Source organism: Streptomyces sp. NBC_01334 (assembly GCF_035983595.1).
Taxonomy (GTDB): Bacteria; Actinomycetota; Actinomycetes; order Streptomycetales; family Streptomycetaceae; genus Streptomyces; species Streptomyces coriariae.
Map to the genome: position 1 here is coordinate 4809742 of NZ_CP130718.1, position 14951 is coordinate 4824692.

Genomic DNA, 14951 nt, shown 5'->3' on the forward strand with positions numbered 1-14951 from the left:
ACGTACGCATGCACGGGGCATCCGGTTCACCACGTCGGCCGCGCCGACACCCCGCCGTCCACCACCAGGTCGTGTCCGGTGATCCAGGACGCGAGCGGCGAGGCCAGGAAGACACAGGCGTCGCCGACGTCCTCCGGGCGGCCCAGCCGGCCGACTGCGACCGCCTCCCGCCACCGCCGCACCCCCTCGGGCCACGCCTCGGCCAGCCCCTCCCGGTCGATCAGCCCGGGCGAGACCGTGTTCACGCGGATGCCGTACGCCCCGTACTCCTGTGCCGCCGCCCGCGCGTGCATCACGACGGCTGCCTTGGAAGCGGCGTAGTGGGCGTGCCCGGGAGCCGGCCTCGCCGCTTCCACGGAGGCGATGTGCGTGATGCTGCCCCCGCGCTCGCGCATCACCTCCGCCGCCGCCTGGGTACAGGCGAACACGCTGGTCAGGTTGGTGTCGACGACCGCACGCCAGTCGGCCGCCGGCATCCCGGGCAGGTCCCGCACCGGCTGTACGCCCGCGTTGTTCACCAACGCGTCGAGCCGCCCGCCGCCCCACTCGGCGGCCCGGTCCACCACCCTTCGGCACTCGTCCTCGACGGTCAGATCGGCGCCGGCCAGGACGACGGCCCGCGCGCCGACCTCGTCGGCGATCTGCTCGGCGAGCGCGTGAGCCGCCTCGGTCCCCGTACGGCAGTGCAGCGCCACCGCCGCGCCCTCCTGGGCGAACCGCAGCGCGATGCCGCGCCCGATACCGCCGCCCGCACCCGTGATCAGGGCCACCCGGCCCGCCAGCAACGTCATGGACGGCACAGTTCCGTGATGAGGGCGGCCCGGTCCGGGTGCCGCGCCGTGAGGTCGGCCGCGTCGCCGTGCTCGTAGTCCCCGTAGGTGAAGCCGGGGGCCATCGTGCAGCCGAAGAAGGTCCAGGCGCCCCCGGTGGCCACCCGCGCGCCCATCCAGGTGTGCGCGGGCACCGTGAGCTGCGGCTGCTGCCCACCGAGGAGGTCCGGGCCGAGCACCGCCGTACGGGAGGTGCCGTCGGGGGCGAGGAGCAGCAGCGTGAGCGGGTCGCCGAGGTAGAAGTGCCAGACCTCGTCGGTGGGCAGGCGGTGCAGGGCCGAGAAGTCGTCGGCGGTGAGCAGCGCGACGATGGCGGAGCCGGCGGGGCGGCCGTCCGGACCCTCCGGACCCGCCCAGGTACGGCGGAACAGGCCTCCCTCGCGGGGGATCGGCTCCAGGCCGTAGTGCGCGACGAGGTCTTCGGGGGTGAGCGGTGAGGTCACCCGGGGAACGCTACCTCCCGGCGCAGAAACGCCAGCTGTGCCTTCTTCTCCGGCAGGTACACGTCCGGCAGGTCGATCTCCGGCAGCGTGACGACCGGCCCCTCCTCGAAGCCCTGCCGGAGGAAGCGGGCGACCGCCTTCTCGTTGCGCACGTCGGGGTCGACCACGACGCGCGGCCGGTCCAGGCCGACCAGGACGTACGAGGCGAACGCGCCCATCAGCACCGCCGACCAGCCCGGCCGCGCCCCGCGCCCGCCGGCCGGTGCGATGAGCACGTGGACGCCGATGTCCCCGGGCTCGACCGGGTAGCACTCGCCGACCCGGTCCTCGGTCGGCTCGTAGGTCTGGAGGAGGGCGACCGGTTCGCCGTCCAGCTCGGTCAGGAAGGCGTGATGGGTGTCGAGGCCGGCCATGTGGGCGTAGATCTCGGCGACCTGGTCCCGCGTCAGACCGTTCATGCCCCAGAACGCGGCCCGCTCCTCGCTCACCCACCCGTGGACGACGTCCGCGTCGCCCTCGGCGTCTAGCGGACGGATGCCGACGGTCCCGAACCCGTCGACCATCTGCTCGTGCACGTAGACGTCCCGCGTGTTCCGGCCGTCCTGGCGGTCACTCATCGTCGCTCTCCTTCTTCAGCTGTGCCCAGTCGGTGACGACCGGGGCCAGTTCGCCCTTGAGCCACAGGGGGAGCTGGTCGTGGTGGTGGGGGTGGTCGGGGAGGCCGGACGCGCCGTACGGGACGACCCACAGGCTGTCCTCGCGGCGGGCCAGGTCCCACACGTAACGGGCGGCCGGGCCCCGCGCGGCGAGGTCGGTCCAGCCGGGCACGGCCGAGGTGCACAGCACGCAGTCGTGATCGCCGGCGAGGGGCGGGGCCTGCCGTCCGGGGTCGGGCAGCGCCTGCCAGGGGGTCAGCCGGTGGGTGTCGCCCCAGCGAGCGGCGGGCCCGCCTGCGACCTCCTCGAGGGCCTCCCGTACGAGTGCCGCCCGGTCGATGCCGTACAGCTCCTCGGCGCGCAGCAGGTGTTCGAGGGCGAAGCCGATGCGCGGGAGCAGGGCCAGCCAGGGGAGGAAGACCTCCGGGTAGGCGGGCGGCGTCGTGAGGGCCGCGAAGGCCGGGTGGGCGGCGAGACGGCGGACCAGGGCGCTGCGCAGGGCCGCGAACCGTGCGGCGTCCTGGCTGTCGGCGTCCATCCGGCGGTCCCAGCGCAGCAGGCGGTCGCGGAGCTCGGCGGCCGGGCCGGTCAGGTCGTCGAGGGCGGACACCCGGTCCAGCAGGGGTGCGGCGGAGGCCAGATGGGTGTCCATGTGGACGGCCGGCATGTCGGACGCGGACCACTGCCGACGCTCCGCCAGCAGCGCCCGGATGCGGTCGGCACGGTGCGGCGGGGCGAACTCGACGCCCAGCTCCGCGGCGGGACCCCGCTGGTTGGCCATCACCGCGACGCCGTCGGCCAGTCCCGCGCGGGGCATCTCGTGCCAGCCGGTCCACTCGTGACCGGGTTCCCAGGCGGGCACCAGCCGGGTGCCGTTCGCCTCGGCGCGCAGCGGCACCCGGCCCGCGACCCGGTGCAGCAGGCCGCCCTCGGTGTCGGCGGCCTGGACGACGTTGACGGGCTCGACCCAGAGGTCGAAGGCGCGGTCCACGTCGGCGACCCGGCGGGCCCTGAGCAGCGGGAGGAGGGCCTGGAAGCCCAGGTCGGCGGTGACGCGGGGCGGGTGGCGCAGGGTCAGCGCGAGCGGGGTGCCGTCGTCGAGGCCCTCCGGGCCGCCCGCGATCACCGGGCCCCGCTCGGTCTCCAGCACCTCCACCTCGACGGTCTCCTCGCCCGCCACCCGTACGAGTTCGGTGTGCCGGGCGACCCGCCGCCAGGTGCCGTCCGGGCCGAGCGCCTCGACGCCCGCGCCGGTGCGGCGCAGCCGTTCGCGGTAGAGGTCCTGGTAGTCGGCCATGGCGTTGGTGATGGCCCAGGCGACCGTGCCGGTGTGGCCGAAGTGGGCGATGCCGGGGACGCCGGGGACGGCGAGCCCGACGACGTCGAACTCGTCGCAGGCCAGGCGGATCTGCTGGTAGACGCCGGGGTCCTCGATGAAGCGGTGCGGGTCGCCGGCGATGACCGCCTGCCCGGTGACCGTCCGCGCCCCTTCCACCAGCCAGCCGTTGCTGCCTGAGCTGCCGGGCCCGTCGGTGGCGAACAGGCCGACCGCCTCGGGGCCGAGGTGCCGGGCGGCCTCCTCGCGCCACAGCTTGGCGGGGAACCCGGCGAACAGGATGTGCGTGGCCAGCCAGACGGCCAGCGGGGTCCAGGGTTCCCAGCGGCCGGGCGCGAGGCCGACCCGGGTGAACTCGGGCGCCTCGCAGGCGGCCAGCCCCTCGTTGACTCCTTCGACGTACGCCCGGACCCAGTCGGCCGTCTCCGGGTCCCGTCTCGCGAGCTCGTCGAAGCAGCGTCTCGCCGTGTCGTCGAGGCGGGCGCGGCGCACGAACCGGTCCCAGGGGAGGGCCTCGGGGCCGAGGAAGGACGCCGAGGTACCGCGCGCCCTGTGCCGTTCGACCTCCAGTTGCCAGGCCCGGTCGCGGGCGGTGACCGATCCCTGGAGACGGGCGAGGGCGTGCGCGCTGTCGGCACGCAGATGCGGGACGCCCCAGGCGTCACGGTAGATCTCGGTGGTCACCCTCTGGCCCCATTTCGCTTTAGGTTAGGCTTGCCTAAGTAGGTTGTGCCGAAATCGTACGCGAGGGGCGGAGAAGCCATGGCGCAGGGGCGGGGCTGGGAGGGCACGGTCCTCAGACTGATGCGTGCGAAGGACTTCACGCTCACCGTCACGGGCGTGGAGGAGGTCACCGGCGAATACCGCAGGCTGCGCCTCTCGGACGGCGGGCTGCTCGCCGCCACCGGCGTCCACCCGACGATCTGGATCCGGCTCTGGTTCGAGAACGCGGGCCGGCCGCACCAGCGGGCCTACACCCTGGTCGAACCCGACCCGACGGCCGGCACCCTCGCCCTGGAGTTCGCGCTGCACGAGGGCGCGGCCAGCGACTGGGCGCGGGCGGCGAAGCCCGGCGACACCATCGAGGCGACCGTCCAGGGCACCGGCTTCGAACCGCCCGCCCCGGCCCCCTCGCACGTCCTCGTGATCGGCGACCCGGCCTCCCTGCCCGCCATCAACTCCCTGCTCGGCGAGGGCGAAGGGGCGCTCGGCTCCGCCCCGGCGACCGTCTGGTTCGAGGGCTCGCCCGACGGTACGGACGGCCTCCCCTTCCGGACCGACCCCGCACGCCACGAGATACGGCACGTGCCCCGGGTGGACTCGGGCGCCCACCTCGTCGAGCGGGTGAAGGCCGAGCTGCCCGCCCTCCTGACGGCCACCCCCGACCCTTACGTCTGGATCGCCTGCGACACCCGCACCACCAGGACGCTGTCGGCCTACCTGCGCAAGGAGCTGGGCCTCCCCAAGGAACGGCTGCACGCGCTGGGGTACTGGCGCGCGAGCTGACGGCCCAGGCGGGATCATCGACGCATGGACGTCACCCTTCACCTCTCCCAGGACCCCGAGGCCGACGAGCTCCTCGGGCGGTCCCCGCTCGCCGCGCTGGTCGGGATGCTGCTGGACCAGCAGGTTCCGATGGAGTGGGCGTTCAAGGGACCCCGGACGATCGCCGACCGGCTCGGCGCCGACGACCTGGACGCGCACGACATCGCCGCCCAGGACCCGGAGGCCTTCGCCGCACTGCTCTCCGAGAAGCCGGCCGTGCACCGCTACCCCGGCTCCATGGCCAAGCGCGTCCAGCAGCTCTGCCAGTACCTCGTCGACCACTACGACGGGGACGCCGGTGCCGTCTGGAAGGACGTGAGCAGCGGCAAGGAGCTGCTCGGGCGGCTCCAGGAACTGCCCGGCTTCGGCAGCCAGAAGGCGCAGATCTTCCTCGCGCTGCTGGGCAAGCAGCTCGGTGTGCGGCCCACGGGCTGGCGGGAGGCGGCCGGCGCCTACGGCGAGCCGAAGTCCTTCCGGTCCGTCGCCGACATCACCGGCCCGGAGTCGCTGACGAAGGTACGGGCGCACAAGCAGGAGATGAAGGCGGCGGCCAAGGCGGAGAAGGCGAACAGGGCGGACAGGTCCGCGAAGAAGTAGCGGGGCAGGCCGGGTGACCCGACCGGGTGGCGGGTCGCCGTCCCCCGGTGCGAACTTGGAACGCGACCGAGGTCGGGACGACACCGTGCCCCCGAGCGGCTCCTCCTGGCGCCCGGGTGCCTCGTTCTTCGCCGTCGGCATCCGCTTCGGTCTCCGCCCGGTGGTCAGCGGGATCGGTCGGCGTCCCGCCCTCGTCGGCGGTGTCCGGCCGGTGGCGGTCGGCGCCGTCGAGATCGTCGCCGTGCCGCGCGTCCGGGGCCGGGCCCGCCAGGTGCCGCACACCGTGTGAGCCGGTTGTCCGCCGAACGGGCGGATCCGACCCCCGGCATGCTGAACCCAGGGCGTGTCGCGGGGAGATGACCTCTCATGAGCCCCGCAGCACGCCTCCCCCGCAGCCGCACCTGGCTGCGGACGCTCGTGCTGCTGCTCGCCCTGCTGGTGCCGGGCGCGGCCGCCGAGGTCTCGGCGGCACCCGTCGCCGCCGCCGAGACCGCCGAGTACGACGTCCTCGACACGGCGCTGCGCCCGGCCCCCTGCGCGCACCGCCCCGCCGCCCCGCTGCGCCCCGCGGCCCTCCCGGCCCCGGCGCCCGGTGTCCGCGCGGACCGGCCGCGCCCCGCGCCGCACCGGCCGTCGTACGCCCTGCACGCCCTGCGCACCGTGGTCCTGCGCTGCTGACGGACGCCGTTCCCAGGCCCGCCGGCGATCACGCTCACGCAAGGAACATGCGAGGGAAAGAGCCATGCCCACAGACCCGTACGCGATCCTGCGCGCCCTGCTGCGCGCGGAGGCCGCGCGCAGCACCCAGAAACCGCAGGTGAAGGAAGCGAAACCGCAGCAGTCCCCGGAGCACCGGGACCGCTGACCGGTCGGCGGAGGCGGTACTACCGCCTCCGCCGGGCCGTACCGAAGAGCGAGCGGGTGATCTCTCGGCCGATCTGCGTGCCGACGGACCGGGCCAGCGACTTGAACATGCCGCTGCCGACGACCTGCTCGACGACGGAGCGGTCCCCCTCTGGCTCCCGGGACCTGGGCTCCTTCGCTGCCTTCGCTTCCCGCGCTTCCTTCGCCTTCTTCGTCTCCCCCGTCCCTCGCGTGTCCTGCGAGCCTCGCGATGACTCTGGTTGCTCGGCGGGCCGGGCCGCCAGCTTCTCGAACGCGGATTCTCTGTCCACAGCCTGTGCATACCGCTCGCACAGCGGGGACTCCCGCACCGCCCGGTCGAGGGCGGGGCCGTCGACCGGCCCCATCAGCGACTCGGGGGCACGCAGCCGGGTCGCGGCCACGGGCGTCGGGGCGCCCCGCTCGCTGAGGACGGTCACGACGGCCTCGCCGGTACCGAGCCCGGTGAGCAGTTCCTCCAGGTCGTAGGCGGAGTTCGGGAACGTCTTCACCGTGGCCTTGAGGGCCTTCTGGTCGTCCGGCGTGAACGCCCGCAGGGCGTGCTGGACCCGGTTGCCGAGCTGGGCGAGGACGTCACCGGGCACGTCCTTCGGAGTCTGCGTGACGAAGAACACGCCGACTCCTTTCGAGCGAATCAGCCGGACGGTCTGCGTGACGGAGTCGAGGAACGCCTTCGAGGCGTCGTTGAAGAGCAGGTGCGCCTCGTCGAAGAAGAAGACAAGCTCGGGCCTGTCGGCGTCGCCGATCTCGGGCAGGTCGCGGAAGAGATCGGCCAGCAGCCACATCAGAAACGTCGAGAAGAGCTGCGGTTTCTCCTGAACGGCGGGCAGTTCCAGGACCGAGACGACACCGCGGCCGTCGGATGCCGTGCGCAGGAGCTCGGCCGTGTCGAACTCCGGCTCGCCGAAGAAGCTCGCCATGCCCTGGGCCTCGAAGGCGGTCAGCGAGCGCAGGATCACCCCGGCCGTGGCCGTCGAAAGACCGCCGATGCCCTTCAGCTCCGCCCTGCCCTCGTCCGAGGTCAGGAAGGCGACGACCGACCGGAGGTCCTTGAGGTCGAGCAGCTCCAGGCCCTTCTGGTCGGCGTAGTGGAAGATCAGGCCGAGGGACTGTTCCTGGGTGTGGTTGAGCTGGAGCACCTTGGCGAGGAGCACCGGGCCGAAGCTGGTGATCGTGGCCCGCAGCGGGATGCCGAGGCCGCCGAGGGCGTAGAACTCGGCCGGAAAGCCGGTCGCCGTCCATTTCTGGCCGACTTCCGCCGCCCGCCCCCGGACCCGGTCGTTCGCCGCCCCCGGCGCCGACACCCCGGACAGATCTCCCTTGACGTCGGCGAGGAAGACCGGCACGCCCTGCGCCGAGAGCTGCTCGGCGATCAGCTGGAGCGTCTTGGTCTTTCCGGTGCCGGTGGCGCCCGCGACCAGTCCGTGCCTGTTCAGCATGGGAAGAGGGATGCGGACGGGGGCCTCGGGCAGACACTTCCCGTCCCACAGCAGCGCGCCCAGGTCGAGGGCGGGCCCGGCGAAGGCGTACCCGGCGGCGATGTCAGCGGCGCTCGTCGGCTCACTCATCGGCAGACCCTCGTTCCGTTTTACCCCCGTTCATCACATCTTTTCCAGCGTCGCACTCCGTCTCCATGGCTGCGCCCGGAACGTCTGGACCGGTAGGCTTTCCGTGTGATCTTCAAGCGCATCGGAAACGGCCGGCCGTACCCCGACCACGGCCGGGAAAGCACCCGGCAGTGGGCGGACGTCGCGCCGCGCCCGGTCCGCCTCGATCAGCTGGTGACCACCAAGCAGCAGCTCGACCTGGAAACCCTGCTCGCGGAGGACTCCACGTTCTACGGCGACCTCTTCGCGCACGTCGTGAAGTGGCAGGGCGACCTGTACCTGGAGGACGGGCTGCACCGCGCGGTGCGGGCGGCACTCCAGCAGCGACAGGTACTGCACGCGCGCGTGCTCGAGCTGGACTGACCCCAGCCAGGAGCCCTGCCAGACCCCCGCCCCGGCCCCGGCCGACCCTTCGGGTTGACCCTTTCGGGTGCTTTCCCGCGCCTCGAGCGGTGTCGGATGATCGTTTATTCGTCACGGCCGCCCGGGCGCACTACGCTGCGCCCATGAGCATGCTGACTCCCCCCGGCATGGGCGGCAAGTACCGGATCACGGGGGACAAATACCCCCGCATGCGCCCCCACCGACGACGCGGCAGGCTGGTCGTGGTGGTCGTCGCCTGCGGCGCCGTGCTCGGCGTGGCCGGCTGGGGCACCCTCCAGCTCATCGACGTCTTCACGGGCGGTGGGGGTACGGCCACGGCCGCCGGAGTCGGCTGTTCGACGAAGGCGACCAAGGCGAGCCCCGCGGCCTCCGCGTCCGCCGCCGCCGTGGTCGGCGCGGCGCCCAAGCCCGCGCAGATCACGGTGAACGTCTTCAACGCCACCACCCGCAGCGGCCTCGCCAAGACCACCGCGGACGAGCTGAAGAAACGCGGCTTCAAGATCGGCGAGGTGGGCAACGCCACCAAGCAGTACGACAAGAAGGTCACCGGCACCGGGATACTGCTCGGCCCCGCCTCCTCGCTGAACACCTCGCTGCCGGTGCTCGCCACCCAGCTCACCACCGCCGAGCGCCGCACCGACGCGGCCCGGGCGGGCACGGCGGTCGACCTGATCATCGGCAACCAGTTCAAGGCGCTGACCAGCCCGACGGCCTCGGTCAAGGCGCTGTCGGCGCTGGCCGCGCCGCAGCCGACGGCGTCCACGAAAAAGGGCTGCTGACAGCAGCCCTTTCCCCCGCCACCCGCCTGTCCGAGTGAGCGAGCGAGCCGAATGTCTCGGCCTGCTCGGGCCGCCGGATGGTCGGGGGTCGGCTATTCGGCCGCGCCGTACAGCCGGTCGCCCGCGTCGCCCAGGCCCGGGACGATGTAGCCGTGCTCGTTGAGGTGGTCGTCGACCGCCGCCGTGACGACGGTGACCGGGGTGCCCGCGAGCTCGCGCTCCATGAGCTCCACACCCTCGGGAGCCGCGAGCAGCACCACGGCCGTCACGTCGTCGGCGCCGCGCCGGATCAGCTCGCGGATCGCGGCGACCAGCGTGCCGCCGGTGGCCAGCATCGGGTCCAGGACGTACACCTGGCGGCCGAGGAGGTTCTCCGGCATACGCGTGGCGTACGTGGACGCCTCGAGCGTCTCCTCGTTGCGGATCATGCCCATGAAGCCGACCTCGGCGGTCGGCAGCAGCCGCATCATGCCGTCCAGCATGCCGAGACCCGCGCGCAGGATCGGCACGACCATCGGGCGCGGGTGGGAGAGCTTCACGCCGGTGGTCGGGGAGACCGGCGTCTTGATGTCGACCTGCTCGGTGCGCACATCACGCGTGGCCTCGTAGGCGAGCAGGGTGACCAGTTCGTCGGCCAGCCGGCGGAAGGTCGCGGAGTCCGTGCGCTGGTCGCGCAGCGTGGTGAGCTTGTGGGCGACCAGAGGGTGGTCGACGACGTGGAGACGCATGTCCACAACAGTAACCGGGCCGAACCCGCCCGGCGTCCCCACTCACAGTGAACCTCTCCGCCTCGACTTTCCCTCGGGTTGGGCCGTTGGCTGGCGTCAAACCGCCCGACGGAGGGAAAGTGGGAGAAAGGTAAGGAGACGGACCGGGGTACCCGGAGTGGTGTGCTGATGCCTGAGCTGCCCAACCTGCCCGACAACGACTCGCCGGAGAAGGCGCGGCCGGACGAGACCGACGCCGAGCGCCGCCGGCGCCGCGCCCGGTTTCTGCGCGAGCTGGCCGAGGCCCGCGAACTGCGTGACCGGGTCCAGCCGCGCCGCGCCAAGACCGCCCGGCTGCGCCACGCGATGCGCATGCGCACCTTCCGCTGGTAGCCGCAGCCGTACGGGACTTGGGGCATACGGGGAAGATCGCCACCGTCACGGGTGTCGCGTGGGGCGGGCGTGCGTGGGCGCAAGGCAAAGCCGCGTACGATCCGCTGGTGGCGGCAACGAGAGCGCTGGTGAGTCACTCGACGGACGTCTCGTGTACGTGCTCATGGACGTACTCGTGGGCGTGCGATCAAAACCACCGGACACAGGGAGCCGAAGACGTCCCCTGGACGCTTGGTTTCTGCCACGATTCCGAGTGGGTGGGGCTCGGAGCCTGAGCTCTCTCCGCCCGCAACCTCCGCCGGGGGGACCCCCAACCGGCACGCCTAAGACCAGTGGGAGAGTCACGGTGTACTTCGCCGCACTGCTCGCGCGCACCGAAGACGGGTGGGAAGCGAGCGACACAGAGCTCGACGATGTGGAGACCCTGTCGGATCTGGCCGACCTGGCCCGGGAAGCCTCTCCCGACGACGACACGGTGCTCGTGCTGATCGAGCAGGAGGACTCCTGGTTCGGGGTCGTCCGCATCGACGGCGAGGAGGACCCTCGCATCTTCGTCTCCGACGCCGCCGCCGCCGCCCGCAGCTCGTACGGCGAGATCCTGCTCACCGACGAACTGCTCGGAAGGGACCCGGGTGACGACGACGACCTGGACGCCCTCGACCTCGACGGCACCGAGGACGGTGAGGACGAGGACGATGCCGACGACACCGAGGACGAGGGTGCCGTCGGCGTCGTGAACGGCAGCCCGGCCGAGGCCGTACCGCACGGCCCGGTCGGCGACGCCGGCATCCTCGACGACCTCGGCGTCGGCGAGAAGGAGCTGAGGGCGCTGTCCTCGGACGCGGTCACCGAGATCGCCGACGCCCTGGGCGCCTCGGAGGTCCTGGAGACCGTCCGCTGACCGCACCGCGAACGGCGCCGGATCCCGTACGCGACCGCTGGCGGGCCGCGATGCGGCTCGCCCTGGACGAGGCACGGCTGGCCGCCCGGGACGGAGACGTCCCGGTCGGCGCCGTCGTGCTGGCTCCGGACGGTACGACGGTCCTCGCCAGGGGCCACAACGAACGGGAGGTCGGCGGCGATCCGACAGCCCACGCGGAGGTGCTCGCCGTCCGGCGGGCGGCCGCCGCGCTGGGCGAGTGGCGGCTGTCCGGCTGCACGCTCGTCGTGACCCTCGAACCGTGCACGATGTGCGCGGGCGCGCTCGTGCAGTCCCGGGTGGACCGGGTCGTCTACGGCGCCCGTGACGACAAGGCGGGCGCGGCCGGCTCCCTCTGGGACGTCGTCCGCGACCGACGGCTCAACCACCGCCCCGAGGTCGTCGAAGGCGTCCTCGCCGAGGAGTGCGCGGGGCTCCTCACGGAGTTCTTCCGTGACCGCTGATCGCCCCCGAATACCGATTTCAAACCAGGGCCCGCCTTGCTGTAAGGTCTCCCTCGGTAGCGTGTCCGAGCGGCCGAAGGAGCTCGCCTCGAAAGCGAGTGTGGCGCAAGTCACCGAGGGTTCAAATCCCTCCGCTACCGCTGGTAGACGAAGGGCCCGGTCCGTTGGACCGGGCCCTTCGTGGCCTTCCGTCTCAGTTTCCGTCTCAGTTCGTCCTCTCGAGCGGCTTCAGGATCACCGACTGACATGCCGGCGCCCGGCCCGCTGAGGGCCGGGCGCCGAGTCCGACTGCTGGACTTACCCTCCCAAGGCGATCTGCCGCAGGAGATCATGATCATCGATCGGGTAGCAGCGGTTGGCCCGTTCTCCCGGACCGAACGACCTGAGCGCCTTGGCCTGGCGGAGTTCAGCGATCGCCTTCTCGACGGTTGCCCGCCCCAAGCAGAGAGCATCGGCGATATCAGCCTGGCTCGGTCCCGAGGCAACCAGCTCCTCGGCGGTCGTCATCACCATCACGCCGTCCCCCCGAGGCTTTATCACGTTCCTCCGGGAAGGCTCAGCGAGGTAGTTCAACAGTGCAGCGACGCGGGTGACCGGGGCTGCCCGACTCGCGGTGTACAGCCGTTCTGTCAGGGTGTGTCGCTTGGTCGTCATGCGCGCGAGCATGAGAGCGATCGCGGGGTCGACCATCGCCAGCGAGATGAGCTTGGAGTTGGGAACCTCGACGAAGAGACACCGTGACAAAGGAGTCCCGGCAATCACCTCCCTACGGTTTGCGCTCGGCCTCTCCTCGCTGTGCGTGCCGGAGAAGGACGCCGTGCTGCTGACACGCTCGAAGAGCATCACCTCGCGCCACAGGCGGACCTTGCCAGGCTGCACCAGTTCCGCCACGCGCCCGTCGACGAGGAAGTGGGCGGCTCTCGAGACCCCAAGCGTCATCGAGCGGCCGCGACTCCTCCTACGTAGGCGGGACACGTCGGCGAGGGCCTCCACGGAGTCGGACGGCAGGCCATGCAGGGCAAAGAAGTCCGCGATGACTCTGGACTCGCTCGCCCTCCGGGTGGCACTGGTGGTGTACGGAGCCATGATCACCTCCCAGCAGTGGGAGGCAGAGCCTCCGAGCCAGGCACCGACTCCTCGGAGGCAGGGGGCGTCGTCGGCGAGTCGGTCGTTGCCGGCGGTGCCGGTGCCACGACTTCGACGGGCCGGGCTGCCGACTCGGCCAGGAGACGTACGACAGGCACCAGCGCCCCGATAAGGAGTGCGAGCGCCGCGAGGACGGAGGCGATCCGAGCCGGCCTGGTCTCCAGGCGTCGTACGGCATAGCAGGCCGCGGCCAGCACGATCACAAAGATCAGGATGACCGCGACGTAGACGTCGTTGAGCACACTTGTCTCTTTCGAGAGGCGGCCGAGCTTCGATCAATTGACCGAAGCTCGACCGCGGGTTTTTTGGGAAACCTCGCTCTGACCAGTGACGTTCATGATCGCGGCTAACGATCAGCCACCGGACAGGCGTGAACATTACGCCATCGGCGTGACCCGACGACAATTCACGCTCTGGGGAGGGATTTTCCCAATGCAAGATCCCGAAGGGCCGTCACGAATGTAGGTAAATATGACTCATGACGGCCCGCATCTGGAATGCGGGATACCGGCATGCCTGATGTATAGGAGAATCGTTACAGCAAGACTCTCCGATCACCCGAGAACACCGAAAGCCCCACCCAGCAGTTGGGTAGGGCCTTCTGATGCGGCATCATCAGCGTTGCCATCGGCGAAGCTGGGCCGGGGGCCTTGTCGGGGGAGCCACCCCCGATGGGCCACCGGCCAGTGCTGAGCGAGGGCTCCCAAAAGCCGTGTGTTCAGCGCTGCTAAGGAAACACCATGCGCGGTTGTGAAAGTGCCTGCTGGGAGGGATTCCACGCTTCGAGCGGGTAAGAATCCCTCTCAGTATGGGTTTTCGGCCCGCTTTTAGGGCTCGCATACCTCTCACAGAGGGGCGCAGTTCGAATTATTGGATCCTTCGAGAGCGCTCTTCTCCCACTCAGGCAGACTCCATGACCCCGTCTGAAGTCAGTTCGCAGCCGAGTGCTTCGTAGGGTCACTGCCGACCGGTGAGTCGACTGTCGTCGTCCGATCCGTCTCTTGTCGGATTCCAGATGAGTCCGTCGACCCGCTGAGCCACTTCATTCCGGACCGAATCCACCATGTGCTGGTACCGCGCGGCCATGGCAGTCGTGGACCAGCCCATGAGTCCCATGACAGCCCGCTCGGAGACTCCGAGGATCAGCAAAACCGTGGCGGCGGTATGGCGGGCGTCGTGCAGTCGGCCGTCTCGGACTTTGGCGTCGTCAAGCAGCCCCTTCCAGTCGTCGTAGTCCGTCCGGGGTGATGTGCCCCGCCCGGTCGGCGTAGCGAAGAGCCACCCTTCGTCGGTCCAGTCGGCGCCGGCCGCCGAGCTTTCGACTTGCTGATTGGCTTGGTGGGTGCGCAGGAGGTCTACGAGCTGGGCCGGCAACCCGACTGCTCGCCGTCCGGCGCGCGACTTCGTGTCGGCCGTCTCCGGGTTGGTCCGCTGGCGCTTCGGGCAGTAGCCGGCCTTCCTGCCACAGGTGTCCGCGCACCCATGGGTGTAACGCGGCCGGCGGCGGCTGCGCCGGACCATGAGGACCCCTCGTTCAAGGTCCACGTCCGACCACTTGAGCCCGAGTGCTTCCCCCTGGCGAAGCCCGAGAGCGAGCGCCACGGCCCACCGCGCGGAGTTCCGACGGTCGTCAGCCGCACGCAACAACTGCTGGACCTCTTCGACGGTGTAGGGCTCGATCTCCTCTTCGCTGACACGGGGGGCCTTGGCGAGTTGGACGGGGTTCCGGGCGAGATAGCCACGCCGTACGGCTTCGTTCAGCGCCGTGCGGAAGGTGCGGTGGATCTGGTGGATCGTCCCGGCCTTGCGACCGTCGGCCACCATGCGTCCGTAGAAGGTCTCGATGTGCTCCGGCTTGAGTTTGTCCAGCCGGTGAGCACCGAGGGCGGGGAGCAGGTGCCTTCGCACGGCCACGCCGTACCCGACCATCGTGTTCTCGTTCACGGCGAGCGGGGCGATGTTCTCGACCCAGTGGGTCAGCCACGTCTTGACCGTCCAGGGCCGCCCCGCCTTTCGGATGCTCTTCGCGTCGCGCTGCTGCTCCAATTCACGGACGGCGGCGGTCACCTCCGCACGGGTCTTCCGTTCGACGTGGCGACGGTCCGGCTTCCCGTCATCCCGAATGCCGACGGTCACGCGACCGTGCCACTTGCCGTCCGAGCCCTGGTAGATGGACGAACGCCCGTTGGGCTGTCGGGTGCGCTTCTTGTCGCTCTCGTCTTCTGCCATGCGTGCGTACTCC

Annotated in this window: 19 protein-coding genes and 1 tRNA gene; 11 read left to right on the plus strand and 9 right to left on the minus strand. The window is 71.1% G+C overall.

Annotated features, from left to right (window positions below):
• Window positions 1-26 precede the first annotated feature (26 nt).
• From OG736_RS21480 to OG736_RS21495, 4 genes are read right to left on the minus strand one after another with little or no spacing between them, the layout of a single operon-like run.
• Window positions 27-791 (minus strand): SDR family NAD(P)-dependent oxidoreductase, encoded by a 765-nt coding sequence (locus OG736_RS21480; protein ID WP_327183875.1) that lies wholly within the window; start codon window positions 789-791, stop codon window positions 27-29.
• A complete protein-coding gene (locus OG736_RS21485) occupies window positions 788-1273 on the minus strand; it encodes a cupin domain-containing protein (RefSeq protein ID WP_327183876.1) in 486 nt (161 codons plus the stop codon). Before OG736_RS21485 ends, OG736_RS21480 begins: the two co-directional genes overlap by 4 nt.
• On the minus strand, window positions 1270-1890 hold the full coding sequence (locus tag OG736_RS21490) for a GNAT family N-acetyltransferase (RefSeq protein WP_327183877.1): 621 nt from the start codon (window positions 1888-1890) through the stop codon (window positions 1270-1272). The genes OG736_RS21485 and OG736_RS21490 overlap by 4 nt, the downstream gene beginning before the upstream one ends.
• Window positions 1883-3949, minus strand: a complete 2067-nt coding sequence (locus tag OG736_RS21495; RefSeq protein ID WP_327183878.1) for a penicillin acylase family protein — start codon at window positions 3947-3949, stop codon at window positions 1883-1885. Before OG736_RS21495 ends, OG736_RS21490 begins: the two co-directional genes overlap by 8 nt.
• Before the next feature lie 78 nt (window positions 3950-4027).
• Between OG736_RS21495 and OG736_RS21500 the strand changes: the two genes are divergently transcribed.
• The 5 genes from OG736_RS21500 (at window position 4028) to OG736_RS21520 (ending at window position 6272) form a co-directional block, all read left to right on the plus strand.
• Complete coding sequence (locus tag OG736_RS21500; protein ID WP_327183879.1) at window positions 4028-4771, plus strand: siderophore-interacting protein; 744 nt, start codon at window positions 4028-4030, stop codon at window positions 4769-4771.
• Between the two features lie 24 nt (window positions 4772-4795).
• Entirely contained in the window at window positions 4796-5407 is a 612-nt protein-coding gene (locus OG736_RS21505; RefSeq protein WP_327183880.1) for an HhH-GPD-type base excision DNA repair protein, read from the plus strand.
• A 55-nt stretch (window positions 5408-5462) separates the two neighbouring features.
• Window positions 5463-5696, plus strand: a complete 234-nt coding sequence (locus OG736_RS21510) for a hypothetical protein (RefSeq protein WP_327183881.1) — start codon at window positions 5463-5465, stop codon at window positions 5694-5696.
• 77 nt (window positions 5697-5773) lie between these two features.
• Window positions 5774-6085, plus strand: coding sequence for a hypothetical protein (locus OG736_RS21515; protein ID WP_327183882.1), 312 nt, complete (start codon window positions 5774-5776; stop codon window positions 6083-6085).
• A 64-nt stretch (window positions 6086-6149) separates the two neighbouring features.
• On the plus strand, window positions 6150-6272 hold the full coding sequence (locus OG736_RS21520) for a hypothetical protein (RefSeq protein WP_327183883.1): 123 nt from the start codon (window positions 6150-6152) through the stop codon (window positions 6270-6272).
• Window positions 6273-6291: 19 nt separating this feature from the next.
• Here the strand turns inward: OG736_RS21520 and OG736_RS21525 are convergent, their stop codons facing one another.
• A complete protein-coding gene (locus tag OG736_RS21525) occupies window positions 6292-7878 on the minus strand; it encodes a helicase HerA-like domain-containing protein (protein ID WP_327183884.1) in 1587 nt (528 codons plus the stop codon).
• Between the two features lie 105 nt (window positions 7879-7983).
• Here OG736_RS21525 and OG736_RS21530 point away from each other — a divergent pair, with 105 nt between their 5' ends.
• Window positions 7984-8280, plus strand: a complete 297-nt coding sequence (locus OG736_RS21530; RefSeq protein WP_004943146.1) for a type II toxin-antitoxin system VapB family antitoxin — start codon at window positions 7984-7986, stop codon at window positions 8278-8280.
• 143 nt (window positions 8281-8423) lie between these two features.
• Window positions 8424-9080: a LytR C-terminal domain-containing protein gene (locus tag OG736_RS21535; RefSeq protein ID WP_327183885.1), complete on the plus strand. Its 657-nt coding sequence runs from the start codon at window positions 8424-8426 to the stop codon at window positions 9078-9080.
• Window positions 9081-9172: 92 nt separating this feature from the next.
• Here the strand turns inward: OG736_RS21535 and upp are convergent, their stop codons facing one another.
• Entirely contained in the window at window positions 9173-9808 is a 636-nt protein-coding gene (gene upp, locus OG736_RS21540; RefSeq protein WP_327183886.1) for a uracil phosphoribosyltransferase, read from the minus strand.
• A gap of 168 nt (window positions 9809-9976) precedes the next feature.
• On the opposite strand from upp, the gene OG736_RS21545 reads away from it, so the two are divergent.
• The 4 genes from OG736_RS21545 (at window position 9977) to OG736_RS21560 (ending at window position 11703) form a co-directional block, all read left to right on the plus strand.
• Window positions 9977-10180: a hypothetical protein gene (locus OG736_RS21545; protein WP_310433737.1), complete on the plus strand. Its 204-nt coding sequence runs from the start codon at window positions 9977-9979 to the stop codon at window positions 10178-10180.
• Window positions 10181-10526: 346 nt separating this feature from the next.
• Complete coding sequence (locus OG736_RS21550; RefSeq protein ID WP_327183887.1) at window positions 10527-11081, plus strand: tRNA adenosine deaminase-associated protein; 555 nt, start codon at window positions 10527-10529, stop codon at window positions 11079-11081.
• A 50-nt stretch (window positions 11082-11131) separates the two neighbouring features.
• Entirely contained in the window at window positions 11132-11563 is a 432-nt protein-coding gene (gene tadA, locus OG736_RS21555) for a tRNA adenosine(34) deaminase TadA (RefSeq protein WP_327183888.1), read from the plus strand.
• A gap of 55 nt (window positions 11564-11618) precedes the next feature.
• Window positions 11619-11703: transfer RNA gene (locus OG736_RS21560), tRNA-Ser, on the plus strand.
• Window positions 11704-11860: 157 nt separating this feature from the next.
• Here OG736_RS21560 and OG736_RS21565 read toward each other — a convergent pair.
• The 3 genes from OG736_RS21565 to OG736_RS21575 form a co-directional block, all read right to left on the minus strand.
• Complete coding sequence (locus OG736_RS21565; protein ID WP_327183889.1) at window positions 11861-12649, minus strand: cyclic nucleotide-binding domain-containing protein; 789 nt, start codon at window positions 12647-12649, stop codon at window positions 11861-11863.
• Between the two features lie 2 nt (window positions 12650-12651).
• The gene (locus tag OG736_RS21570) at window positions 12652-12951 is read right to left on the minus strand and encodes a hypothetical protein (RefSeq protein WP_327183890.1); all 300 of its coding nucleotides are present in this window, start codon (window positions 12949-12951) and stop codon (window positions 12652-12654) included.
• A 715-nt stretch (window positions 12952-13666) separates the two neighbouring features.
• Window positions 13667-14938, minus strand: coding sequence for a tyrosine-type recombinase/integrase (locus OG736_RS21575; protein WP_327183891.1), 1272 nt, complete (start codon window positions 14936-14938; stop codon window positions 13667-13669).
• Between the last annotated feature and the right edge of the window lie 13 nt (window positions 14939-14951).